General features: G+C 51.9%; 18 protein-coding genes. 16 read left to right on the forward strand and 2 right to left on the reverse strand.

The window, feature by feature from the left end:
• The first annotated feature begins 20 nt into the window (after window positions 1-20).
• From dnaE to gloA, 16 genes are all read left to right on the forward strand, one after another.
• Window positions 21-3,536, forward strand: a complete 3,516-nt coding sequence (gene dnaE / locus ACN0YD_RS06585; RefSeq protein WP_417318014.1) for a DNA polymerase III subunit alpha — start codon at window positions 21-23, stop codon at window positions 3,534-3,536.
• Window positions 3,533-4,333, forward strand: coding sequence for an NUDIX hydrolase (locus ACN0YD_RS06590; protein ID WP_417318016.1), 801 nt, complete (start codon window positions 3,533-3,535; stop codon window positions 4,331-4,333). The genes dnaE and ACN0YD_RS06590 overlap by 4 nt, the downstream gene beginning before the upstream one ends.
• Before the next feature lie 386 nt (window positions 4,334-4,719).
• On the forward strand, window positions 4,720-5,547 hold the full coding sequence (locus ACN0YD_RS06595; protein ID WP_417318018.1) for a THxN family PEP-CTERM protein: 828 nt from the start codon (window positions 4,720-4,722) through the stop codon (window positions 5,545-5,547).
• A gap of 429 nt (window positions 5,548-5,976) precedes the next feature.
• Entirely contained in the window at window positions 5,977-6,789 is an 813-nt protein-coding gene (locus tag ACN0YD_RS06600; protein WP_417318020.1) for a THxN family PEP-CTERM protein, read from the forward strand.
• Window positions 6,790-7,098: 309 nt separating this feature from the next.
• Entirely contained in the window at window positions 7,099-7,980 is an 882-nt protein-coding gene (gene rpsB / locus ACN0YD_RS06605; protein WP_417318022.1) for a 30S ribosomal protein S2, read from the forward strand.
• Window positions 7,981-8,067: 87 nt separating this feature from the next.
• Window positions 8,068-8,994, forward strand: a complete 927-nt coding sequence (tsf, locus tag ACN0YD_RS06610) for a translation elongation factor Ts (protein WP_417318023.1) — start codon at window positions 8,068-8,070, stop codon at window positions 8,992-8,994.
• 164 nt (window positions 8,995-9,158) lie between these two features.
• On the forward strand, window positions 9,159-9,881 hold the full coding sequence (pyrH, locus tag ACN0YD_RS06615; protein WP_417318025.1) for a UMP kinase: 723 nt from the start codon (window positions 9,159-9,161) through the stop codon (window positions 9,879-9,881).
• A gap of 6 nt (window positions 9,882-9,887) precedes the next feature.
• Window positions 9,888-10,448 carry a ribosome recycling factor gene (gene frr / locus ACN0YD_RS06620; RefSeq protein ID WP_417318027.1) on the forward strand — a complete coding sequence of 187 codons (561 nt, stop codon included), beginning with the start codon at window positions 9,888-9,890 and terminating at the stop codon, window positions 10,446-10,448.
• Between the two features lie 14 nt (window positions 10,449-10,462).
• Window positions 10,463-11,212 (forward strand): isoprenyl transferase, encoded by a 750-nt coding sequence (locus tag ACN0YD_RS06625; protein ID WP_417318029.1) that lies wholly within the window; start codon window positions 10,463-10,465, stop codon window positions 11,210-11,212.
• 36 nt (window positions 11,213-11,248) lie between these two features.
• Window positions 11,249-12,025, forward strand: coding sequence for a phosphatidate cytidylyltransferase (locus tag ACN0YD_RS06630; protein WP_417318031.1), 777 nt, complete (start codon window positions 11,249-11,251; stop codon window positions 12,023-12,025).
• Between the two features lie 11 nt (window positions 12,026-12,036).
• Entirely contained in the window at window positions 12,037-13,218 is a 1,182-nt protein-coding gene (locus ACN0YD_RS06635; RefSeq protein WP_417318033.1) for a 1-deoxy-D-xylulose-5-phosphate reductoisomerase, read from the forward strand.
• 10 nt (window positions 13,219-13,228) lie between these two features.
• Window positions 13,229-14,605 (forward strand): RIP metalloprotease RseP, encoded by a 1,377-nt coding sequence (rseP, locus tag ACN0YD_RS06640; RefSeq protein ID WP_417318035.1) that lies wholly within the window; start codon window positions 13,229-13,231, stop codon window positions 14,603-14,605.
• A 96-nt stretch (window positions 14,606-14,701) separates the two neighbouring features.
• Window positions 14,702-16,972, forward strand: coding sequence for an outer membrane protein assembly factor BamA (bamA, locus tag ACN0YD_RS06645; protein WP_417318037.1), 2,271 nt, complete (start codon window positions 14,702-14,704; stop codon window positions 16,970-16,972).
• Window positions 16,972-17,547, forward strand: coding sequence for an OmpH family outer membrane protein (locus tag ACN0YD_RS06650; protein ID WP_417318039.1), 576 nt, complete (start codon window positions 16,972-16,974; stop codon window positions 17,545-17,547). The genes bamA and ACN0YD_RS06650 overlap by 1 nt, the downstream gene beginning before the upstream one ends.
• A 186-nt stretch (window positions 17,548-17,733) precedes the next feature.
• On the forward strand, window positions 17,734-18,198 hold the full coding sequence (gene fabZ, locus ACN0YD_RS06655) for a 3-hydroxyacyl-ACP dehydratase FabZ (protein WP_417318040.1): 465 nt from the start codon (window positions 17,734-17,736) through the stop codon (window positions 18,196-18,198).
• A gap of 14 nt (window positions 18,199-18,212) precedes the next feature.
• Window positions 18,213-18,605: a lactoylglutathione lyase gene (gene gloA, locus ACN0YD_RS06660; protein WP_417318042.1), complete on the forward strand. Its 393-nt coding sequence runs from the start codon at window positions 18,213-18,215 to the stop codon at window positions 18,603-18,605.
• A 69-nt stretch (window positions 18,606-18,674) separates the two neighbouring features.
• Here the strand turns inward: gloA and gltA are convergent, their stop codons facing one another.
• Together gltA and gltX are read right to left on the reverse strand one after the other, a co-directional pair.
• Window positions 18,675-19,991 carry a citrate synthase gene (gene gltA / locus ACN0YD_RS06665; protein WP_417318044.1) on the reverse strand — a complete coding sequence of 439 codons (1,317 nt, stop codon included), beginning with the start codon at window positions 19,989-19,991 and terminating at the stop codon, window positions 18,675-18,677.
• A 171-nt stretch (window positions 19,992-20,162) separates the two neighbouring features.
• Window positions 20,163-21,581: a glutamate--tRNA ligase gene (gltX, locus tag ACN0YD_RS06670; RefSeq protein ID WP_417318046.1), complete on the reverse strand. Its 1,419-nt coding sequence runs from the start codon at window positions 21,579-21,581 to the stop codon at window positions 20,163-20,165.

Here is a 21,581-nt window from a genome sequence, read left to right on the forward strand (position 1 = left end):
TCCTTATCTATCGGGCAGGAATGAACCAGCACAGCTTTATTCATCTCAGACTTCATTCTGCCTATTCCCTGTCAGAAGGGGCCATACACGTCAAGGCGTTGCCGAAACTCTGCAGTAAATATAACATGCCTGCTGTGGCGATCACCGATACCAATAATATGTTTGGTATGCTGGAGGCCTCCCTGGCATTGCCTGATAACGGGGTCCAGCCCATTGTCGGCTGTTGTCTGTCCATTACCCATGGGCCCGAGGAGCTTCAGGGGACTGTGCGTCGCCCGGATCCGGGATCAGTGGTGCTCCTGGCTCAGACCGAAGAGGGATACCGCAATCTTATGGAACTGGTCAGTCAGGCCCATCTGGATTCCGCTGTTCACGAGCCGCCCCAGATCGGGCTGAGTCGTCTTGCCGGCAAGACGGCAGGGGTGATCTGCCTGAGCGGCGGGCACAAGGGGCCGGTCGGTAAATATCTTCTGGACGGCGATGACGAAAAAGCCGAAGAGGTCACTCTGAAGCTGCAAGAGCTTTTCCCCGACCGCTTCTATATGGAGCTGATGCGCCATGGAATGAGCGAGGAAGACCAGTGCGAGGACCGTCTGGTGGACCTGGCCTATGCACATGATGTGCCACTGGTGGCGACAAATGACGTTCATTTTCCCGTTCGCGACATGTATGCCGCCCATGATGCTCTGTTGTGTATTGCAGACGGCGCCTATGTGGAGCAGGACGACCGGCGCAAGCTCACGCCCGAGCATTATTTTAAATCGTCCGAGGAAATGGCGACACTTTTCGAGGACCTGCCCGAGGCCGCGGCCAATACGGTGGTCATTGCCCGGCGATGTGCTTTCCGGGTGCCGACAATTGATCCGATTCTTCCGAAATTTACTGCCGATGAGAATACGTCCGAGGCAGACACCCTCCGTCAGTTTGCCACAAAGGGGCTTGAGGACCGTCTGGAGGCCCATGTCTTTACCGGGGAAGAAACCCCGGAGGAGCGGGAAGAAAAAGCAAAGCCTTATTATGATCGCCTGAAATATGAGCTGGATATTATCATCCGCATGGATTTTCCCGGATATTTCCTGATCGTGTCAGACTTTATCCAGTGGTCAAAGGACCATAATATCCCGGTGGGGCCGGGACGTGGATCGGGCGCCGGTTCGGTTGTAGCATGGGCGCTGCTGATCACCGATCTCGATCCGCTGCGCTTCAGCCTGCTGTTCGAACGTTTTCTCAATCCGGAACGTGTGTCCATGCCCGACTTCGATATCGATTTCTGCCAGGACAAACGCGACCAGGTGATCAGATATGTGCAGGATAAATACGGTCATGACCAGGTCGCCCAGATCATCACTTTCGGTAAGCTGCAGGCCCGCGCCGTAGTGCGTGATGTGGGCCGGGTGCTGCAAATGCCTTACGGTCAGGTGGACCGGCTGTCCAAAATGATCCCCAGCAATCCCGCCAATCCTGTCACCCTGTCCGAAGCGCTGGAGTCGGAGGAGCGGCTGCAGGCAGAACGGGACAACGACCCGACCACAGCCCGGCTGATCGATATGGCCCTGCAGCTCGAAGGACTGTTCCGTCATGCCTCGACCCATGCGGCCGGTGTTGTGATCGGCGACCGGCCACTGCAGGAACTGGTCCCGCTTTATCGCGATCCCAAGTCAGACATGCCCGTGACCCAGTTCAACATGAAGTTTGTCGAGCAGGCGGGGCTGGTCAAATTTGACTTTCTCGGGCTCAAGACCCTGACCGTTCTGGCCAAGGCCGTGGAGAATATCAAGCCCCGCGGCATCGATATCGATCTGTCCAGAGTGCCGCTGGATGATAAACCATCCTTTGATCTGATGGGGCGGGGCAAGACAGTCGGCGTGTTCCAGCTGGAAAGTAGCGGCATGCAGAACGTGCTGTTGCAGATGAAACCTGACCTGTTTGAGGATATTATCGCTGTGGTGGCGCTGTACCGGCCGGGTCCCATGGATAATATTCCCAAATACATCGCCTGCAAGCACGGTGAAGAGAAGCCGGATTATCTACATCCCCTTCTGGAAGACGTGCTGAAAGAAACCTACGGGGTGATTATTTACCAGGAACAGGTGATGCAGATCGCCCAGATTCTGGCCGATTATTCGCTCGGCGAGGCCGACCTTCTGCGGCGGGCCATGGGCAAAAAGATTGCCGCCGAAATGGACAAACAGCGGGCCCGCTTCCAGGAAGGGGCTGACAGGAAAGGTGTGGACCCCAAGCAGGCGGCACATATTTTTGACCTGGTGGCGAAATTCGCGGGCTACGGCTTCAATAAATCCCATGCCGCCGCCTATGCGCTGGTGGCCTATCATACGGCCTATCTGAAAGCCAATTTCCCGGTGGAGTTCATGGCGGCGATTATGTCGCTGGATCTGAATAACACCGACAAGCTGCAGATTTTCAAGGAGGAACTGAAGAGCCTGCACATTCCGATCCTGCCGCCGGACGTGAACAGGTCCCAGGTGGAATTCTCGGTTGAGGTGATCGAAGGCGAAAAGGACGAGGAGAATATCGGCGGTGCCTTGGGCGATGGTGTTCTCAGGGGTGTGCGCTATGCCCTGGCCGGCCTCAAGAATGTGGGCTCTTCGGCGATGAAATCGCTGGTGGAAGAGCGGGAGAAAAATGGTCCCTTCAAAAGCCTCGAGGACTTCTGTGCCCGCATCGATACTCATCATATCAACAAGCGGGCCCTGGAAAATATGGCGCGGGCAGGGGCCTTTGACAGCATCAACCCGAACCGGGCTCAGGTGTTTCAGTCAGTGGAGATGTTGTTGAAGCAGGCCAGTGCGGCAACCCAGGAAAGAAACAGCGACCAGGTCAGTTTGTTCGGGGATGTGGTTGAGGAACCGAAGCTTGCCCTGCCGGATGTGAATGACTGGGCGCTGATAGACCGGCTGAACTATGAGCGCGAAGCCATCGGCTTCTATCTGTCTGCCCATCCGCTCGATGCCTATGACAAGGTGTTGGCACGGCAGAAGGTGGTGCCCTCGGTGGAGATCGAACAGCGTGCGACTGGTAAGGGCGGGATTGTCAAACTTGCCGGAACCATTCAGGGGCTCAAGGAAAAGCGCTCTCAACGGGGCAATAAGTACGCCTTTCTTGGCTTGTCGGATGCCTTTGGTGCATATGAAGTAACCCTGTTCTCGGAGGTGCTGAATGCAAAGCGGGAAATCCTTACGGCCGGCAATTCCGTGATTGTCACGGCAGAAGTGCGCAAGACAGACGATGGAGCGGTTCGGCTTACGGCCCAGGGAATTGAGGCCATTGACCAGGTTGCCGCCCGCACGGCCAAAGGGATGGAAATTTTTGTGGAAAATGAAACTTCCCTGACAGCGGTAAGGGATATTCTTGAACAATACAAGGGTGGCCGGGGCACCGTGACCTTCAAGATCAGGGTGGATGATGGTGAAAAGTTTGATATCGATGTGGAGCTTGGGGAGGGCTACGTTATTTCTCCTGCTGTTCGCAATGCCATTGTCACCATGAAAGGAATAGTGGAGGCGCGCGAGATATGACTTCGAAACCATCCGAAACAGCGGAGCCCATTGATTCTGCCACTGTTATTTTGGTGCGGGATGGATATGCGGGCCTGGAAGTGCTGATGGGGCAGCGGCACGGCGAAATTCAATTTGCCGGAGGGGCGCTGGTTTTTCCGGGCGGGAAGGTGGATCCGCGGGATGAAAAGGCGGAACTGGAAATGGCGGCATCGCGGGACGAGGGCCTGCCGGAACAATTTCAGGGGCTTCGCTTTACTGCCATAAGGGAAGTATTCGAGGAAACCGGATTGATCATCGGCAAAAAGGACGGGAAGCCGCTGGACGAGGAACTGCGGCAAAGCATCGACCGCGACTACCGGAACCTCGTGCATTATGAAGGCATGTGCCTTCTCGATTTTCTCCGGGAGACCGGTATCCAGCCGGACCTGGACGCCATTGTTCCTTTTGCCCACTGGATCACCCCGGTTGTGCAACCGAAACGTTACGACACCCGCTTTTTTATCTGCGAGGCCCCGGAGGGGCAGACCGCTTCGGCAGACGGTCAGGAAATACTGGAGGTAACCTGGGCGTCGCCGCAGGAAATTATCGATCGCGCCGACGGTACACTCATGTTTCCCACACTGATGAACCTGAATAAGATTTCCGGCTACGGTTCTGTCCGCGAACTTTTCGAAGAAACCGCCAAATCGAAAATCGTCACTGTCCTGCCGGAAATCAAAAAAAACAAAAAGGGGGATATCAGGATCATTGCTGAAGAAGCTGGCTATGGAAGTATCGACCAGAACGGGATTCATACTGGAATCAAAAAGGGTTAGCAGCGTAAATCAAGGGGCTGTTAAAGTATCGAAGATTTGGCAACTGTCAGGTTTTTTTACAGTACCTGAAATGTGCTCCTATATCAGGAAAAGCTCTAAGCCATTGATATAAAAGAATATATATGTGTATTTCGGCCTGATTTATGAAATTTTGACAAATATGGTGTCGATATTCTTTACACATCTGACGCACCCCAAAGCATGAAAAATATTAACCTATTGAAAATAAAAGAAAAATAAAACTGGCACGCAATTTGCTTATAAGGATACCGTTATCGGATAAAGTGGCTGCGGCCACAACTGAACTTGAGTGTTTGTATAGATTTTTAATTTTCGATGTATGGATGCGTTAAGCTGCACTCATACGAACTTCACAGGAGGTTATTGTGAAAAGCAATAAAGTAATTTCCCTCATCGCTGGCGTGTTCGCGAGTGTCGTGTTTGCGGGATCTGCTAACGCAGGAACCCTGATTACAGAATGGGATTTGACAGCTAACGCGTTTTTCGCTGGTGAAACTGGTGATCCGCAGGCTATTCTTGAAAACAATGGTGACTATATTTCCTGGGGTGGTGAAGACGGACGTCGCAGCCATCTGGTAATTGGTGACCAGGCCGGTTACGACAACAACCTGTCAGTATCTGACAATGCAAATGGTCTGACCCAGGTAAACGGCATCCAGACCAACGGTCCTGCCGAAGCTGCTGCTACCCTGACTCACGTGAATAACGTGATTTCTACAGCAACATCACTGGCAACCGTTACTATCATTGACTCCATCAGCCTGGAAGCTGTAACTCCGTCAGGCTTTAGCCTTGGCCCGGTTGTGTTCCCGCTGTTCATTGAATTTCAGGAAACACCGAACCTGGTTAACAACCCGGATGCTACTCCCGAGGATTGTGCGGGTGACTCCGTCAGCGTTTGTGACGACATCTTCGTTCTGGTAAACCCGGAAAACCTGTCCTTCAGCTTCACTGAAGACGGTTACAAATACACTGTAACTCTGGACCTGGGTGCCACATCCTTCCTGGATGACGATGCCTGTGCCGCTGCCGGTGCTGAATCAGGTTGTCAGGGCTTCATGACTGAAGAAGACACTTTCACAACTCTCTTCACATCAGTGTTCATCACTGCTGAAGAAGTTTCCGAGCCGGCAATGCTGGGTCTTCTCGGACTGGGTCTTGTCTTCGCGGGCCTGCGTCGCCGTAAAGCCTGAGGCTTTTGAAGAGCTACGCCCGGTGTCATAATCACTGGACAGAAATAAAATAAAGAAAAGAGCGGTTATCATAAATAACCGCTCTTTTTTTGTGTCGAAAAACTTTACACATGGAAATCGACGCCTGTTTCATTCCAGCCGATGCTAACAGCATGGAAAATAATAGGAAAAATTAATTTCGTTTTTTACAGGCGGTGATTTCTTTGTTCAGGAGTGTCGGCTTTCTTTACATTTATAATCCGGGTCTCCAGACCAATTTCCCATAAGTCTTTGCAAAGAAACAGATCTCGAAAATTGGCACATTATTTGCTTCTTAAATAGTGATAAGAGGCGCACCAGATGGTTCCGTGACGGAACATTCGCAGTTCTTCTTCTCGCTTATTCGATTTGGAATACCGTTCGTTTAGAGTGAATTCATTGGAGACTGTCATGATCATTAAAAAACTCACTTCCCTTGCCATCGGCGTTGCTGCAACTGTTTTTGTTTCCGTTACCGCAAATGCCGGTACCCTGATTACAGAATGGGACTTTACTGCGGATGCTTTTTTCCCGGCGGGTTCCTCCATCGGCGAACCCGGGGCTGTCATTACCAATAACGTTGACTGGATAAGCTGGGGGGGGACGGATGGTCGTCGCAGTATGATCCTGCTTGGTGACCAGGCTGGTTATGACCCGCTTCTGTCACCAGATGATAATGCAACCGGCCACACCGAAGTCAATGGCCTGATGACCAATGGGCCTGCTCAGGCCGCCGCAACATTGACACATGTGAATAATGTTATTTCTGTAAACTCTTCCCTGAGGCAAGTGACGATTCAGGACGCTATTTCCCTGACAGCTGTGACGCCGCCGGGATTTGCCCTTGGTCCGATTGAATTTCCACTGTTCATTAATTTCAAGGAAACAGAAAATATCACTGGTACCTGCCTGCCTGGCTCTGTCGGCGTATGTGATGACATCTTCGTCTTGGCCAATCCGGGCGCCCTGGACTTCAGCTTTGTTGTTGATGGCTGGTTGTACACTGTGACCCTTGATCTTGGACTGTCATCATTCCTTGATGACGATGCCTGTCTGACTGCCGGTGCAGCACCGGGTTGTCAGGGTTTCATGACAGTGGAAGGCGCCTTCACCACACTTTTCACATCAGTGTTCATCACAGCAGAAGAAATTTCCGAGCCCGCTGTGCTGGGCCTGCTTGGACTGGGACTGGTTGTCATGGGGCTGCGTCGCCGCAAACCCTGAAACTGAGGTTATACTCTCCGCCCTTTTAGTTTGGCCGGACTGAGAAAAGAATGAATGTGAGCGGATATCTGTACGAGCCGCTCACATTTTTGTTTGATGCCATCGTTTCCCGCAGAGAGCGTTTTTATATTTTCCTTTGTTTTTTGTGGTTTTTCACGATTTGCCCCTTGCTTTTCCCTGAAAAACATCGTAATACGCGCCTACTTCACACGCGGGCTTAGAAGTTTGCCTCCTACATATTGAGGTCGACTTTCCGGTGTCTATAAAGACCAATGCCCGCGGAGGATTAACCGGAAAAGGAGAAAAGACATGGCAATGCCTAGCTTTACCATGCGTCAGCTTTTGGAAGCTGGTGTACATTTTGGCCATCAGGCCCACCGTTGGAATCCCCGTATGGGCGACTATATCTTCGGTGTACGTAACAAGATTCATATCATCAATCTGTCGATTACCGTTCCTCTTTTGCATCGCGCCATGGAACAGGTTCGTGACGTGACCGCTGCTGGCGGTCGTGTATTGTTCGTTGGCACCAAGCGTCAGGCTTCCAGCCCGATTGCAGAAGCTGCGAAACGTTGTGGTCAGTACTATGTCAACCACCGCTGGCTTGGCGGCATGCTGACAAACTGGCAGACAATTTCCAACTCAATCAAACGTCTCAAGACCCTGGAGGAGCTTCTGAGCCAGGAGCATTCCGGTCTGACCAAGAAGGAAATTCTGCAATTGACCCGCGAGCGTGACAAACTGGAACGTTCTCTTGGTGGTATCAAGGACATGGGTGGTCTGCCGAACGTTATTGTGGTGATTGACACCAACAAGGAAGAGCTTGCTATTCAGGAAGCCCGGAAGCTTGGAATTCCTGTGGTCGGTATTCTGGATACCAACAGCAACCCTGAAGGTGTGGATTTCCCGATCCCTGGTAACGATGACGCAACGCGCGCTATCCAGCTCTATTGTGATCTGCTGGCCGATTCCGTTCTCGAAGGTATCCAGCAGGAACTTTCCGGTCACGGTGTTGACATCGGCGAGGAAGAAAATCCGGTGGAACCGGCTCTGGCTGCTGAAGTGGAAGTTGCTGAGGCGCCCGCCGAGGAAGCTCCCGCTGCTGAAGAAGCCCCGGCCGCTAAAGAAGCACCGGCCGCTGAAGAAGCCCCAGCCGAAAAAGAGGCTGTTGCAGAAGAAAAAGCTTCTTAGAAATTTCATTGGAGTTGCCGGTTCCAAGCCGCTAATGCTGTAGCGAACCGGCAATGATTTTTATTCCGAAAAGCTCAAGGAAAGAAAATGGCTCAAATTACTGCTGCATTGGTTAAGGAACTGCGCGACAAAACCGGCGCAGGCATGATGGATTGTAAGAAAGCTCTGGCTGAAAATGATGGTGACCTGGAAGCATCCGTTGACTGGTTGCGTCAGAAAGGTATCGCCAAGGCTGAGAAAAAAGCGGGTCGTGTTGCTGCCGAGGGTCTTGTTGCCGTGGCGGCTTCCGGTGCGCGCGCCGTTGCCATCGAGGTGAACTCTGAAACAGACTTTGTTGCCCGTAACGAAAAATTCCAGGCAATGGTGAAGAACATTGCCCAGATCGCTCTGGACAACAATGGCGATTTTGAGGCTACCCAAAATGCGACATATCCGGGAACATCCCGCAATGTTGCCGAGGAAGTTAAAGAAGCCGTTGGCACCATTGGCGAAAATATGAACTTCCGTCGTTCAATTGGCCTGAGCGTGGACAAAGGGGTCGTTGCCTCATACATCCACGGTACTGTGGTTGACGGTATGGGTAAAATCGCTGTGCTTGTTGCCCTGGAATCAGATGCTGACGAAGCAACCCTCTCTGCCCTGGGCAAACAGTTGGCCATGCATGTTGCCGCGACGAACCCGGCTTCCCTGTCTGTCGAGGACCTTGATCCGGAACTGCTGGAGCGCGAGCGCAACGTACTGATCGAGCAGGCCCGTGAATCTGGCAAGCCCGATAACATTATCGAGAAAATGATCGAGGGCCGTATTCGTAAATATTACGAAGAAGTCGTTCTTCTGGAACAGACTTTCGTGATTGACGGTGAAACAAAGGTTTCCAAGGTTGTTGATAACGCCGCAAAATCAGCCGGTACAGACATCAAGGTTACGGGATTTGTCCGTCTTGCTCTTGGTGAAGGTATTGAAAAAGAAGAAGACGATTTTGCTGCTGAGGTTGCTGCTGCCGCTGGCAACTAACATTAGTCATCATTCGGGCTCATTTGCCGTCCATATTGTCAGGGCTGGGTAAATGGGCCCGTTTCGTATATTCTTCATGGACTTATCCTTGTCCGTGATGCAAGATGTGCGAAACTGCAACTACATTGATAAAAAATTCACAAACTTCTACAGGTGTCTGCAATATGTCCGAGGAACCCCGTTATAAAAGAGTGCTGCTGAAATTGTCCGGCGAGGCTCTAATGGGGGAGCTGGAATATGGCATAGACACGAAGATGGTCAACCGTATCGCCGAGGAAGTCAAGACGGTCAGAGAACTTGGGGTAGAGGTTTGTCTTGTCGTTGGGGCAGGTAATATTTTTCGCGGCATGTCCGGTGTGGCCAGTGGCTTTGATCGGACCTCAGCAGACCATATGGGTATGCTGGCGACGGTGATGAATTCTCTTGCGATACAGAATGCACTGGAGAAAATCGGCGTCGATACCAGGGTTCTTTCCGCATTTCCCATTTCCACCGTTTGTGAACCCTATATTCGCCGACGCGCCATTCGGCATATGGAAAAGGGCCGGGTGGTTGTATTTGCAGCAGGCACAGGGAACCCGTTCTTTACAACCGATACTGCAGCTGCGCTCAGGGCAGCAGAAATGAACTGTAATGCTCTGCTCAAGGGTACCCAGGTCAATGGTGTATATACGGCGGATCCGAAGCAGGATCCGCAGGCGGAAAAATATGACAGTCTGTCCTATCAGGAGGTGTTGACGCGCAACCTGCAGGTAATGGATACGTCTGCCATCGCGCTTGCCCGCGAGAATGATATTCCCATACTTGTATTTTCTATTCATGAACCTGGTGAATTTGCCCGTGTCCTGAAGGGCGAAGGGCAATTTACAATAATACGTCAGGAGTGAGACAAGATGTCATCTGAACTGAAAATTGATGATCTTAAGCGGCGCATGGACGGCGCCATTGAAAATCTGAAGACGGAGTTTACGGGCCTGCGGACCGGCAGGGCGTCTGTGAACCTTCTGGATCCGGTGGTGGTTGATGCTTACGGCTCGAACATGCCGCTTAATCAGGTCGGCACGGTGGCGACACCGGAGGCCCGTCTGATCAGCGTCCAGGTCTGGGACAAGACCCTTGTCAGCGCTGTGGAAAAAGCAATCAGAAACGCCGGACTTGGGCTGAATCCGGTTGTTGACGGCCAGAATCTGCGCATTCCGATCCCGGAACTCAACGAGGAACGGCGTCAGGAATTGAGCAAAGTAGCGGGTAAATATGCTGAACAGGCCAAGATTGCCGTAAGAAATGTACGTCGTGACGGCATGGATACCATCAAGAAGCTGGAAAAAGACGGTGAAATAAGTCAAGATGAGCAGAAGAATCTGGGAGAGCAGATCCAGAAGCTCACTGACAGCAGGGTTGCTGAAATAGACACACTGACCGCAGCAAAAGAAAAAGAAATAATGCAGGTCTGATTAGGGATTTCTTGATGCTTGTGGCTGAAGAGGCAGAAACGATTGCGGAATTGGCGGATGTGGCATCGCCGCCGGCCCATATCGCCATTATCATGGACGGGAACGGCCGCTGGGCCAAGAAGCGCCTGCTGCCAAGAGTGGCAGGGCACCGCAAGGGCGCAGAAGTCGTCCGCAAATGTGTGCGGGAATGCTCCAGGATCGGGGTGAAATATCTCACCCTTTATGCCTTTTCCTCTGAAAACTGGAAGCGTCCGGAAGAAGAAGTCAAGGATCTGATGGGGCTTCTGAAACACTATCTTAACAACGAAATTGATCAGTTGCACGAGCAGAATGTCCGGCTCCGCTTCATGGGCGGGCGTGAACGCCTCAGCCCTTCTATCAATGAGCTGATCACGAGTGCCGAGCAGAAAACCCTCAATAATAACGGCCTGCAGCTTGTACTGGCTCTCAACTATGGGTCTCAGGCCGAAATAGTGATGGCAGCCCGGGAGCTTGCCCGGGAGGTTGCAGAGGGGCGCCTTTCTCCTGACGAGATTGATGAAAAAACATTCGCGGAACACCTATACTTGCCGGACATTCCTGATCCGGATGTGATTATTCGCACCAGTGGTGAACAGCGCCTGAGCAACTTCCTGCTTTGGCAGGCTGCTTATTCCGAATTCATATTTGTCGAGACGCTGTGGCCGGATTTTGACGAGAACAGCTTGTCCCAGGCGATCTGCGAATACCACAAGCGCGAAAGGCGTTACGGGGCACGCCCCTGATGATCAATTGACCGGAAACCGGGGCTTATTCATATAATGAACAATCTTCTTCTGAGAATACTGTCTGCCCTGGTCATGTTGCCGGTTGCCATCGCACTTATTCTTTTTGGCGGCTGGGCCTATACCGTCGTTATCCTGTTGTTATCTGTACTCATTCTTCTGGAATGGAATATGATTACGACCGGCAAATGGAAAACCCCTCTGTTCCTGGTTCAGGCCCTACTTGTCATTGCGCTTGGCTGCGGAATGAAACTTCAGGGAACCGTGACAATTATTGATGTTATCGTTTTTCTGAATGCTGTTCTTCTGGCGGCTTTGCTGAGTAAAAAGGATTTCAAATTGGCGATAGCCGGGGGGTTCTATGCCTTGCTGCCGGCCCTTGCCATGATATGGCTTCGCGAATTCGTGGTGGGCGGCGCCTATGTTATCCTCTGGGCCATGATTATCGTCTGGTCCATGGATACGGGCGCCTATTTTGCCGGCAAGAAAATCGGTGGTCCCAAAATGTCACCACGGATCAGCCCCAACAAGACCTGGGCTGGCCTTGTGGGTGGTGCTCTTCTGGCTGTTGTCACAGGTGTGATGTCAGCGCGGTTTTTCGGCTTCGAGCCGCTTTATCTGTATGCGGCTGCCTCAATTGTGCTTGCGCTCTGGAGCCAGGTTGGTGATCTGGCTGAATCCGCGGTCAAAAGAAAGTTCGATGTCAAGGATTCCGGTGCTATTATCCCCGGTCATGGCGGAATTATGGACCGGGTGGATGGTATTCTGTTCGTGATGCCGGTTGTGGCCCTGTATCTGTATTTCGGGGCCTAAGGAGAATTTGAATGGAAGCATCGCTTCTGCCGAAAAACAGAAAGATTAGAACAGTGTCGGTGCTGGGGTCGACCGGTTCCATTGGCTGTAACACTCTGGATCTGGTTGGGCGATATCCCGAGCAATACAGAGTAGTGGCTCTGACGGCCAACAGGAGTGTGCGGGAGCTTGCGGAACAAGCCATCAAGTTTGACGCAAAAATGGCGGTCGTGGCTGACGAAAGCTGCTATGGCGCGCTGAAAGAGGCGTTGTCCGGTACCAATATCCGCGTCGGGGCGGGGCAGGCGGCTCTGGTTGAGGCCGCTTCACTTCCTTCGGATTGGGTCATGGCGTCCATCGTCGGCGCTGCCGGGCTGGAACCCACCCTGAGTGCCATTCGCCGCGGCGCCATAGTTGCCCTGGCCAACAAGGAATGTCTTGTCTGTGCCGGTGACCTGGTCATGAGAGAAGTACTGGAGCACAACGCTACTCTGTTGCCTGTGGATTCCGAGCATAACGCCATTTTCCAGGTCTTTGACTTCGAGCAACCCGAAAAAATCTCCCATGTTACTCTGACGGCATCCGGCGGACCATTTTACCAGAATTCTCTCGAGGAAATGGCAAAGGTAACGCCCTGTCAGGCGGTTTCTCACCCCAACTGGGACATGGGAGCCAAGATTTCCGTTGATTCCGCCACCATGATGAACAAGGGACTTGAGCTGATCGAGGCTTATCACCTTTTTCCGGTTTCCGAAGACAAAATTGAAATTATTGTCCATCCGCAATCGGTTGTTCACAGTATGGTGTCCTATGTGGATGGTTCTGTATTGGCCCAGCTTGGCTCGCCGGATATGCGCACACCCATATCCTATACGCTTGCCTGGCCGGAACGTATCGGCACGCCGGCACGTCAGCTTGATCTTGCCCGGCTTGGACGACTTGACTTCTTCGAGCCGGATCCGGTGCGTTTTCCGGCGCTGAAACTTGCAAGAGAAGCATTGCAAACGGGTGGCAGTGCGCCTACTATCCTCAACGCTGCCAACGAAATTGCGGTACATGCCTTTCTCGAGGGGAAAATAGGGTTCCTGGAAATTTCCAGGATTGTAGAGAAAACGCTTGACGCCATGGGCTCGACGGACCTGAAATGTCTGCAAACAGTTCACGAAATAGATCGTGAGGCACGCAGGGTTTCAGCAGGGTTCATGGGTAACTAGAAGACGAATTATGGAAACTCTGTTTTCTTATCTATATTATGGCATTGCCTTTGTAATAGCCTTGTCGATGCTTGTATTTGTTCACGAGTGGGGCCACTATATTGTGGCTCGCCTCTGTGGTGTCAGGGTGGATGTTTTTTCCATCGGCTTTGGACGCGAAATCTGGGGGCGGACGGACAGGAACGGTACCCGCTGGAAATTCAGTTATATTCCGCTTGGCGGCTATGTGAAGTTTTTTGGTGATGCCGGAGCTTCAAGCACACCGGATGAAGATTCGCTTCAGGGTATGACAGCCGAGGAAAAGGCGGTCGCTTTTCATTATAAGCCACTTTACCAGAGGGCGGCGATTGTGTTTGCCGGCCCATTCGTAAATCTTCTGTTCGCGGTCCTGATCCTGGCTTCGTTTTTTGCTTTCCTTGGCCGGCCTTATATACCGCCGGTGGTGGATAAGGTTGTTGTCGACAGCCCGGCAGAGAAGGCAGGCTTTATGCCGGGTGACGAGATCGTGTCCATGGATGGCGACAAGGTCGACAGTTTCCGGGATGTTCTGCTGAACGAAATCATGAATGTGGGGACCGAGATCGAGGTGGAAATCCTGCGCAACGGGGTGCCGCTGACGCTCCGTGTGATGCCGGAGTTTATCGATGCCAAGGATATGTTTGGCGATCCGGTGAAGCTGCCTCATATGGGCTTGAGCCACAATATACTGATCGGTGCTGTTTCTTCGGGCAGTCCGGCAGAGCAGGCTGGACTAAAGCCAGGTGACCGGCTCGAAACCGTGAACGGCCAATCGATCACCAGTTACCGGTTTCTCCAGAATACAATCAGAGAACATGACGGTCGGCCGATTACAATTGGTGTTGTTCGTAACGGCCAGGAGTTGACGTTCGAGGTTACACCGCGGATGCAGACCTTTACGGACAATGGAGAGGAAAGAACGGCGCCGATTATCGGTATCGTCCGGGCTTTTGATATGCAGATCAGGGAAATGGGTATATTCGCTTCCCTGTGGGAAGCTGTTATAGAGACCGGGAATATTATCGAACGGTCGTTCCTGGGGCTCTGGCAGATCATCAGCGGCGACCGCTCCACGAAAGAACTGGGGGGGCCCATCAAAATAGCCCAGATAGTCAGTGTATCAGTCGAAGAGGGGATTCTTTCCTATATTAATATTATTGCCATGATTTCGATTAATTTGGGCATTATTAATCTTCTGCCCATTCCGATGCTGGACGGGGGGCATCTGCTTTTTTACGGGTTTGAAGCAGCACTGGGCCGGAAATTGAGCGAAAGAACGCAGGAATTTGGATTTCGTATTGGATTAGTGATCATTCTTGGGTTAATGATATTTGCCACAATGAACGACTTGATGGGGTTGGCAGGCTGAATAGCCTGAAAAGATAATAAACAGGAAAATGTACTAGTGTTAAATCGCTTCTTTAGAGTTTCATCTTTATTTTGTTTATTCTGCCTTGTGCCCGCAGTGCTGAGCTCGGTCTCTCATGCCCAGCAGGGTGTCTATGGCACCGGTCTGGTGATTTCGGAGATTGTCGTGGTCGGCAACCAGCGTATCGAGGCTGAAACCATCAAATCCTATCTTCTGGTCAACGAGGGCGATGATTATTCCGAAGAGAAGGTGGATGCGTCCCTCAAGCGACTGTTCAATACAGGCCTTTTTTCCGACGTGAAAATCGGCCGCTCAGGCGAAAAACTGGTTGTGGATGTGGTGGAAAATCCGATCCTTAACAGGATTGTGTTCGAAGGCAACAAGTCCAAGAAGGACGACAAGCTTTATGAAGAAATAACCCTGCGCCCGCGTATCGTATTTTCCCGTGCCAAAGTCCGTGCCGACGTGCAGAGACTTCTTGAAGTATATCGCCGCGCCGGCCGCTTTGCCGCCACTATCGAGCCAAAGGTGATCCAGCTTGACCAGAACAGGGTAAACCTGGTCTTTGAGATCAGCGAGGGCCCGAAAAGCAAGATCGGCAAGATTAACTTCATGGGGAACAAACAGTTCGACAATGATGTTCTTCGCGGGGTCATGGCGACCAAGGAAAGTCGTTGGTGGAAAATCCTGACTTCCGAGGATACCTACGATCCGGATCGTCTGGCTTATGACAAGCAGTTGTTGAGGGACTACTATCGTTCCCAGGGTTATGCAGATTTCCGGATTACGTCTGCTGTGGCGGAACTTGCCCACGACAAGGAACATTTCTTCATCAATGTGACGGTTGAGGAAGGTGAAATCTATAACTTTGGCAAGATTGATGTGGAAAGTAAGATTCCCGACATCAAAGCCGAGGATCTCAAGCCGCTGGTCCTGACCAGAAGCGGCAATATCTATGATTCCACGCAGATTGACAGAACCGTAGAGTTCCTGACCGATGTTGCTGGCCTCAAAGGCTATGCATTTGTGGATGTGCGGCCGAGGATTCGCCGTAACCGTGAGGAACGTACCGTTGATATTACCTATGTTGTTAACAAGGCGCCGCGTGTCTATGTGGAGCGCGTCAACATTAATGGTAACGTACGAACCCACGACAAGGTAATCCGCCGTGAAATGCGTATTGTTGAGGGGGATGCCTACAATTCCTCCAAGGTGAAGCGGTCTGAAGTCCGCATCAAAAGCCTGGGTTACTTCAAGGAAGCCACGATCGAGCAGCTCGAAGGTTCCTCTGAAGATCAGACGGTTCTTGATGTGACTGTGGAGGAGCAGGCGACCGGTGAACTATCCGTTGGCGCCGGTTTCTCAAGCACGGAAAGTTTCCTGTTTGATTTTAGCATCGGTGAGCGGAACTTTATGGGTAAGGGGCAGAATCTCCGCCTTGGCGCCCGTATCTCCTCATACCGCAAGGAAGTGGATGTCAGCTTTACCGAACCCTATTTTCTGGACCGGGCTGTCGTGGCCGGTATTGACCTGTTTCTCCGGGATACGGACTTTGTGGAAAGTGACTTCCGACAGCAGACCTATGGCAGCAGCCTGAGGACAGCTTTCCCTGTTACAGAATATATTGTCATGAGCGGACGTTACACGATCCGGGTTGACGATGTGGAAACCACCTTTGTCTCCAGCAGTCCCTATCTTGATAACAACGTGGGTAAATTCACAACCTCATCCGTTGGCTATGGGGTCTCCTATGACACACTGAACAACCGCCAGCATCCCAGCCGGGGTCAGAGGCTTGTCTTCAACCAGGACTTTGCGGGTCTCGGGGGCAATGTATCCTACCTGCGGTCTCGTGTTTCCTATGACTTCTATTATCCTCTTTTCGGGAAATGGATATTTAATCTTTCGACTGAAGCAGGTAATGTGTTCGGCATAAGCGAGGACGTAAGACTGTCCGATCGCTTTTTCCTGGGGAACCCCAAAGTCAGGGGCTTTGAACAGGGGGGCATAGGGCCGCGTGACGACCTGACCCGCGACGCTCTGGGAGGTAACATGTATTATACCGGTTCTCTGGAGTTGTTTGTGCCGCTTGGTGCGGGCGCCCGTGAAATGGGTATTGAGGCAAGTGCCTTTGTGGATATGGGTGCTCTTTGGGACATTGATGAAGAGCCGACACTCCTGAACAGCCGGACAGGAAATATCCATTCTGTTGTAGGCGACTCAGTATCCCCCAGGCTATCCGTCGGGGTGGGTTTCTCCTGGATGTCACCGTTCGGGCCCTTCAGGATTGACTTTGCCAAGGCATTGCTTAAAGATGATTACGACAAAACGGAATTTTTCCAATTTAACATCGGAACAAGGTTTTAATGAGACATATTACGAAATTTGCCCTGATGGCCGCCATTGTGCTGGGCATCAACTCACTCTCTTCAGTTGAAGAGGCAACTGCACAGGCACTGCCCAAGGTATCCATCGCTGTTATTGACAGCCGCAGGATCACGATGGATTCAGCAGCCGGTAAGGATATTCGCCGTCAGCTTGACCTGATCCGGCAGAAATTCCAGGCAGAGATCGTTGCCAAGGAAACCGAGCTGAAAAAAGAAGAGGAAAGCCTGTCCAATCAGCGTTCTCTCGTACCCAAAGAGGTATACGAGCAGAAAGTTGTGGAATTCCGGGGCAAGGTTGCCGATATGCAGCGTGACGCGCAGGCAAAGAACCGCGAGCTGGAAGTTGCACTCGTGAACGCGCAGAATAAACTGCAAAGCGCCCTGACTCCCATCTACCAGAAGATCCTTAAGGAGCGCGGTGCTAACATGATTATCGATAAAAGTCTGGTGATTGAGCACGCGGCCGCTCTTAATGTCACTGACGAGGTGATCGAGCAGCTTAATCAGGTTCTGCCCGCTGTCGAGGTAGAGGCCAAGGCACCGGCGGCGCAGTAACAAGTTCCGTTTCGAATGATGCCCCGCTGAGAGGCGGGGCATTTTTATTTCAAGGCCGAGTGGCATCCATCGGGGAAAAAGATATTGGCTTCTCCCCGACAGGGTTGTCTTTCTTGCCTTTGGCATATAAAAGCATTAAGACATCGCCATCAGGACTATGGTTCAGGAAGAAGGACTGGATAATTTATGAGCGACGAAACCAAGGGCATTCCGACAGAAATTGACGTTCTGCGTATCATGGAACTTATCCCGCACAGATATCCCATGCTGTTGATAGACAGCCTCAAGGATATCGTGCCCGGTGAAACCGCTGTCGGTATCAAAAATGTCACCATCAACGAGCCTTTTTTCCAGGGCCATTTCCCGGCACAGCCGGTTATGCCCGGAGTGCTGATTGTGGAAGCCATGGCCCAGACGTCGGCAGCCATGGTTATGCTGACCCTTGGACAGGAAGCAGAGGGCAAGATTGTATTCTTCATGTCCGTTGACAGTGCAAAATTCCGCCGTCCGGTGGTTCCCGGCGATCAGCTTGAACTGCATGTGAAAAAGGAACAAAACCGGCGCAATGTCTGGAAGTTTAGCGCCCAGGGCAAGGTAGATGGCCAGCTTGTTGCAGAGGCAACCTATACGGCCATGATCGTGGACGACTGACAGGACGGGACCCAATGACCGAATTTCGCATGCTTCATACCATGATCCGGGTGAAAGATCTGGACAAGTCCATTGATTTCTATTGCGGAAACCTGGGTATGAAGCTGCTACGGAAAAAGGATTATCCCGAAGGGGAGTTTACCCTCGCATTCGTAGGGTACGGTGATGAGGCGAATAATACTGTCATCGAGCTTACCCACAACTGGGGACGTGAAGAGCCTTATGATCTCGGCAATGGCTTCGGCCATATCGCACTCGGTGTCAGAGGTATTTATGATGTCTGTGGCAAGCTGGAAGCGCAGGGAGTGGAAGTTCCCCGGAAGCCGGGACCGATGAAGCATGGATCGACAGTTATCGCCTTCATCAAGGACCCCGACGGATATATGATCGAACTGATTGAAAAATAATATCGCTGATTTATCAGACACAAAAAAAGCCCGGTAAAAACCGGGCTTTTCTTTTGTAGTCTGAATATTTTAACGCTTGTCGATCGGAACGAAAGAGCGTTTCGGGGATCCGGTAAACAGCTGACGCGGACGACCGATTCTCTGGGTCGGGTCCTCGATCATTTCACCCCACTGTGCAATCCAGCCCACGGTACGGGCCAGCGCAAACAGAACTGTGAACATCTCTGTCGGGAAGCCCATGGCTTTCAGAATGATGCCGGAATAGAAGTCCACATTCGGGTAGAGTTTCTTTTCACCGAAATATTCGTCTTCAAGAGCAATCCGCTCCAGTTCGCGGGCCACATCCAGAAGCGGATCATCGTTGATACCCAGCTCGCGCAGAACCTGGTGAGCGGTATCCTGCATGACCTTGGCGCGCGGGTCATAGTTTTTATAGACCCGGTGACCGAAGCCCATGAGACGGAAAGGATCGTTTTTATCCTTGGCCCGGTTAATGAATTCGGGGATGTTGTCCACATGGCCGATTTCGTTGAGCATGTTCAGGCAGGCCTCGTTGGCGCCACCATGTGCCGGACCCCAGAGGGAGGCGATGCCGGCCGCAATACAGGCAAAGGGGTTTGCGCCGGAAGAGCCCGCCAGACGAACTGTTGATGTAGAGGCATTCTGCTCGTGGTCGGCATGCAGTGTGAAAATTTTGTCCATGGCTTTGGCGAGAACCGGGCTAACTTCATAGGGCTCGCAGCTGGGAACACCGAATGTCATATAAAGGAAGTTCTCGGCATAGCTGAGGTCGTTGCGCGGATATACGAACGGCTGGCCAACGGAATATTTATAGGACATGGCTGCAATGGTCGGCATTTTCGCAATCAGGCGATAGGATGCGATCTTGCGCTGTTTTGGATCGCTGATGTCGGTGCTGTCATGATAGAAAGCGGACATGGCGCCGACCACGCCGACCATGATGGCCATGGGATGGGCGTCGCGGCGGAAGCCGCTGAAAAACTTGGCCATCTGCTCATGAATCATCGTGTGATACGTGATGTCATGAGAAAATTTTTCTTTTTCCGCTTTGTTTGGCAGTTCGCCGTTGAGCAGAAGGTAGGCCACTTCCATAAAGTCTGCATTATTGGCAAGTTCATCGATCGGATAACCGCGATATAGCAGCACACCTTCGTCACCATCAATATAGGTGATGCTGGATTCACAACTGGCAGTGGAGGTAAATCCGGGATCGTAGGTGAACATTCCGGTGTCCCTGTAAAGGGTGCGAATGTCAATGACGTCCGGTCCGACAGAGCCCTTGAAAATCGGTAGCTCAGTGGTTTTATCTCCGACCGTCAGTTTTGCAGTTTCTCCTGAAACCGTTTTTTCGAATTTATTTGACATATAACCACTTCCTTTCCTTCAAATCAGTGCCGGGAACCATCACGTTTGACCGCTCCGCTTTCAATCATTAGTCATCAACTATGAACAGTATATTACATAAAGTTATATATAAATAATGACTAACCACTTATTAATAACCGCAAATATATATGCGCTAACGTGCATTTGCGATTAGCCTGCCTGATCCCGTATCCGGGCCAGACTTTCTTCTTTTCCAAGCCATATCAGAACATCATATATTCCGGGCGACATATTGCTGCCGGTGAGAGCGGCCCGCAGAGGCTGGGCAATCTTGCCAAGCTTGAGTTCCTGTACTTCGGCAAAGGACCGGATTTCCTCTTCCAGGGTTTCAAGTTCCCAGTTTTCTATGGCTTCCAGCTGCGCAACAAGCTTGTCCAGCATGGCCCGTGCATCCTCGCCCAGAAGCTTTTCCGCTTTGGGTACCAGGGTTAACGGGCGTTTGGCAAACAGGAACAGCGTGCTTTCAGCAAGTTCGATCAAATTTTTCGCCCTTGGCTTGAACTCGTCCATGCTGGAGACAAGCATGGACATCTCGTCCTCCGCCAGTGGGCGGCCGATGGCCCCTTCAATCCTATCACGGATATGCGCGGCCAGCATTTCGTTGCTTTCCACTTCCCGCATGTAATGACCGTTGAGGCTTTCCAGCTTGGCGAAATCAAACCGGGCAGGGGATTTGCCGATACCTTCGAGGCCGAACCATTCAATGGCCTGCTGTTCGGAAATAATTTCGTCATCGCCGTGCGCCCAGCCAAGCCGCAACAGGTAGTTTTTCAGGGCCGTCGTCAGATATCCCATATCGCGATAGGCATCCACACCAAGTGCGCCGTGGCGTTTTGACAATTTTGCACCGTCCGGACCGTGAATAAGCGGGATATGGGCATATTCCGGCAGATCCCAGCCGATGGCCTTGATCAGCTGGGCCTGGCGAAAAGCATTGGTCAGGTGATCATCACCCCGGATAACATGGGTTACGCCCATGTCATGGTCATCGACCACAACGGAAAGCATGTAAGTGGGGGAGCCGTCTGCCCTGAGCAGGATCATGTCGTCAAGCTGAGCGTTGGCAACGGTAACCTTGCCCTGCACATGGTCGTCTATGATCTGTTCGCCTTCCTGCGGGGCCTTGAAACGCACGACCGGGGGTACACCTTCCGGGGCGTCTGAAGTCGGTCTGTCACGCCAGCGGCCGTCATATTTCAGGGGGCGGCCTTCCGCCCGGGCCTTGTCACGCATTTCCTGCAGTTCTTCCTGTGAGCAATAGCAATAATAGGCCTTGCCTTCGTCCAGCAGTTTCTGCGCCACTTCCACATGCCGGTCACGCCGGGCGTATTGATAGACCACGTCACCGTCATGATCCAGGCCGAGCCAGCTCATGCCGTCGAAAATGGCCGCCACGGCCTCTTCCGTTGATCTCTTGCGATCGGTGTCTTCAACTCTCAGTAAAAACTCGCCGCCGTGGTGTTTGGCAAACAGCCAGTTAAACAGTGCGGTTCTGGCGCCTCCGATGTGCAGAAATCCGGTGGGAGACGGTGCGAAACGTGTCACAACTTTTTTGTTCTGAGTTACCAT

The organism is Emcibacter sp. (assembly GCF_048269205.1).
Lineage (GTDB): Bacteria > Pseudomonadota > Alphaproteobacteria > Sphingomonadales > Emcibacteraceae > Emcibacter.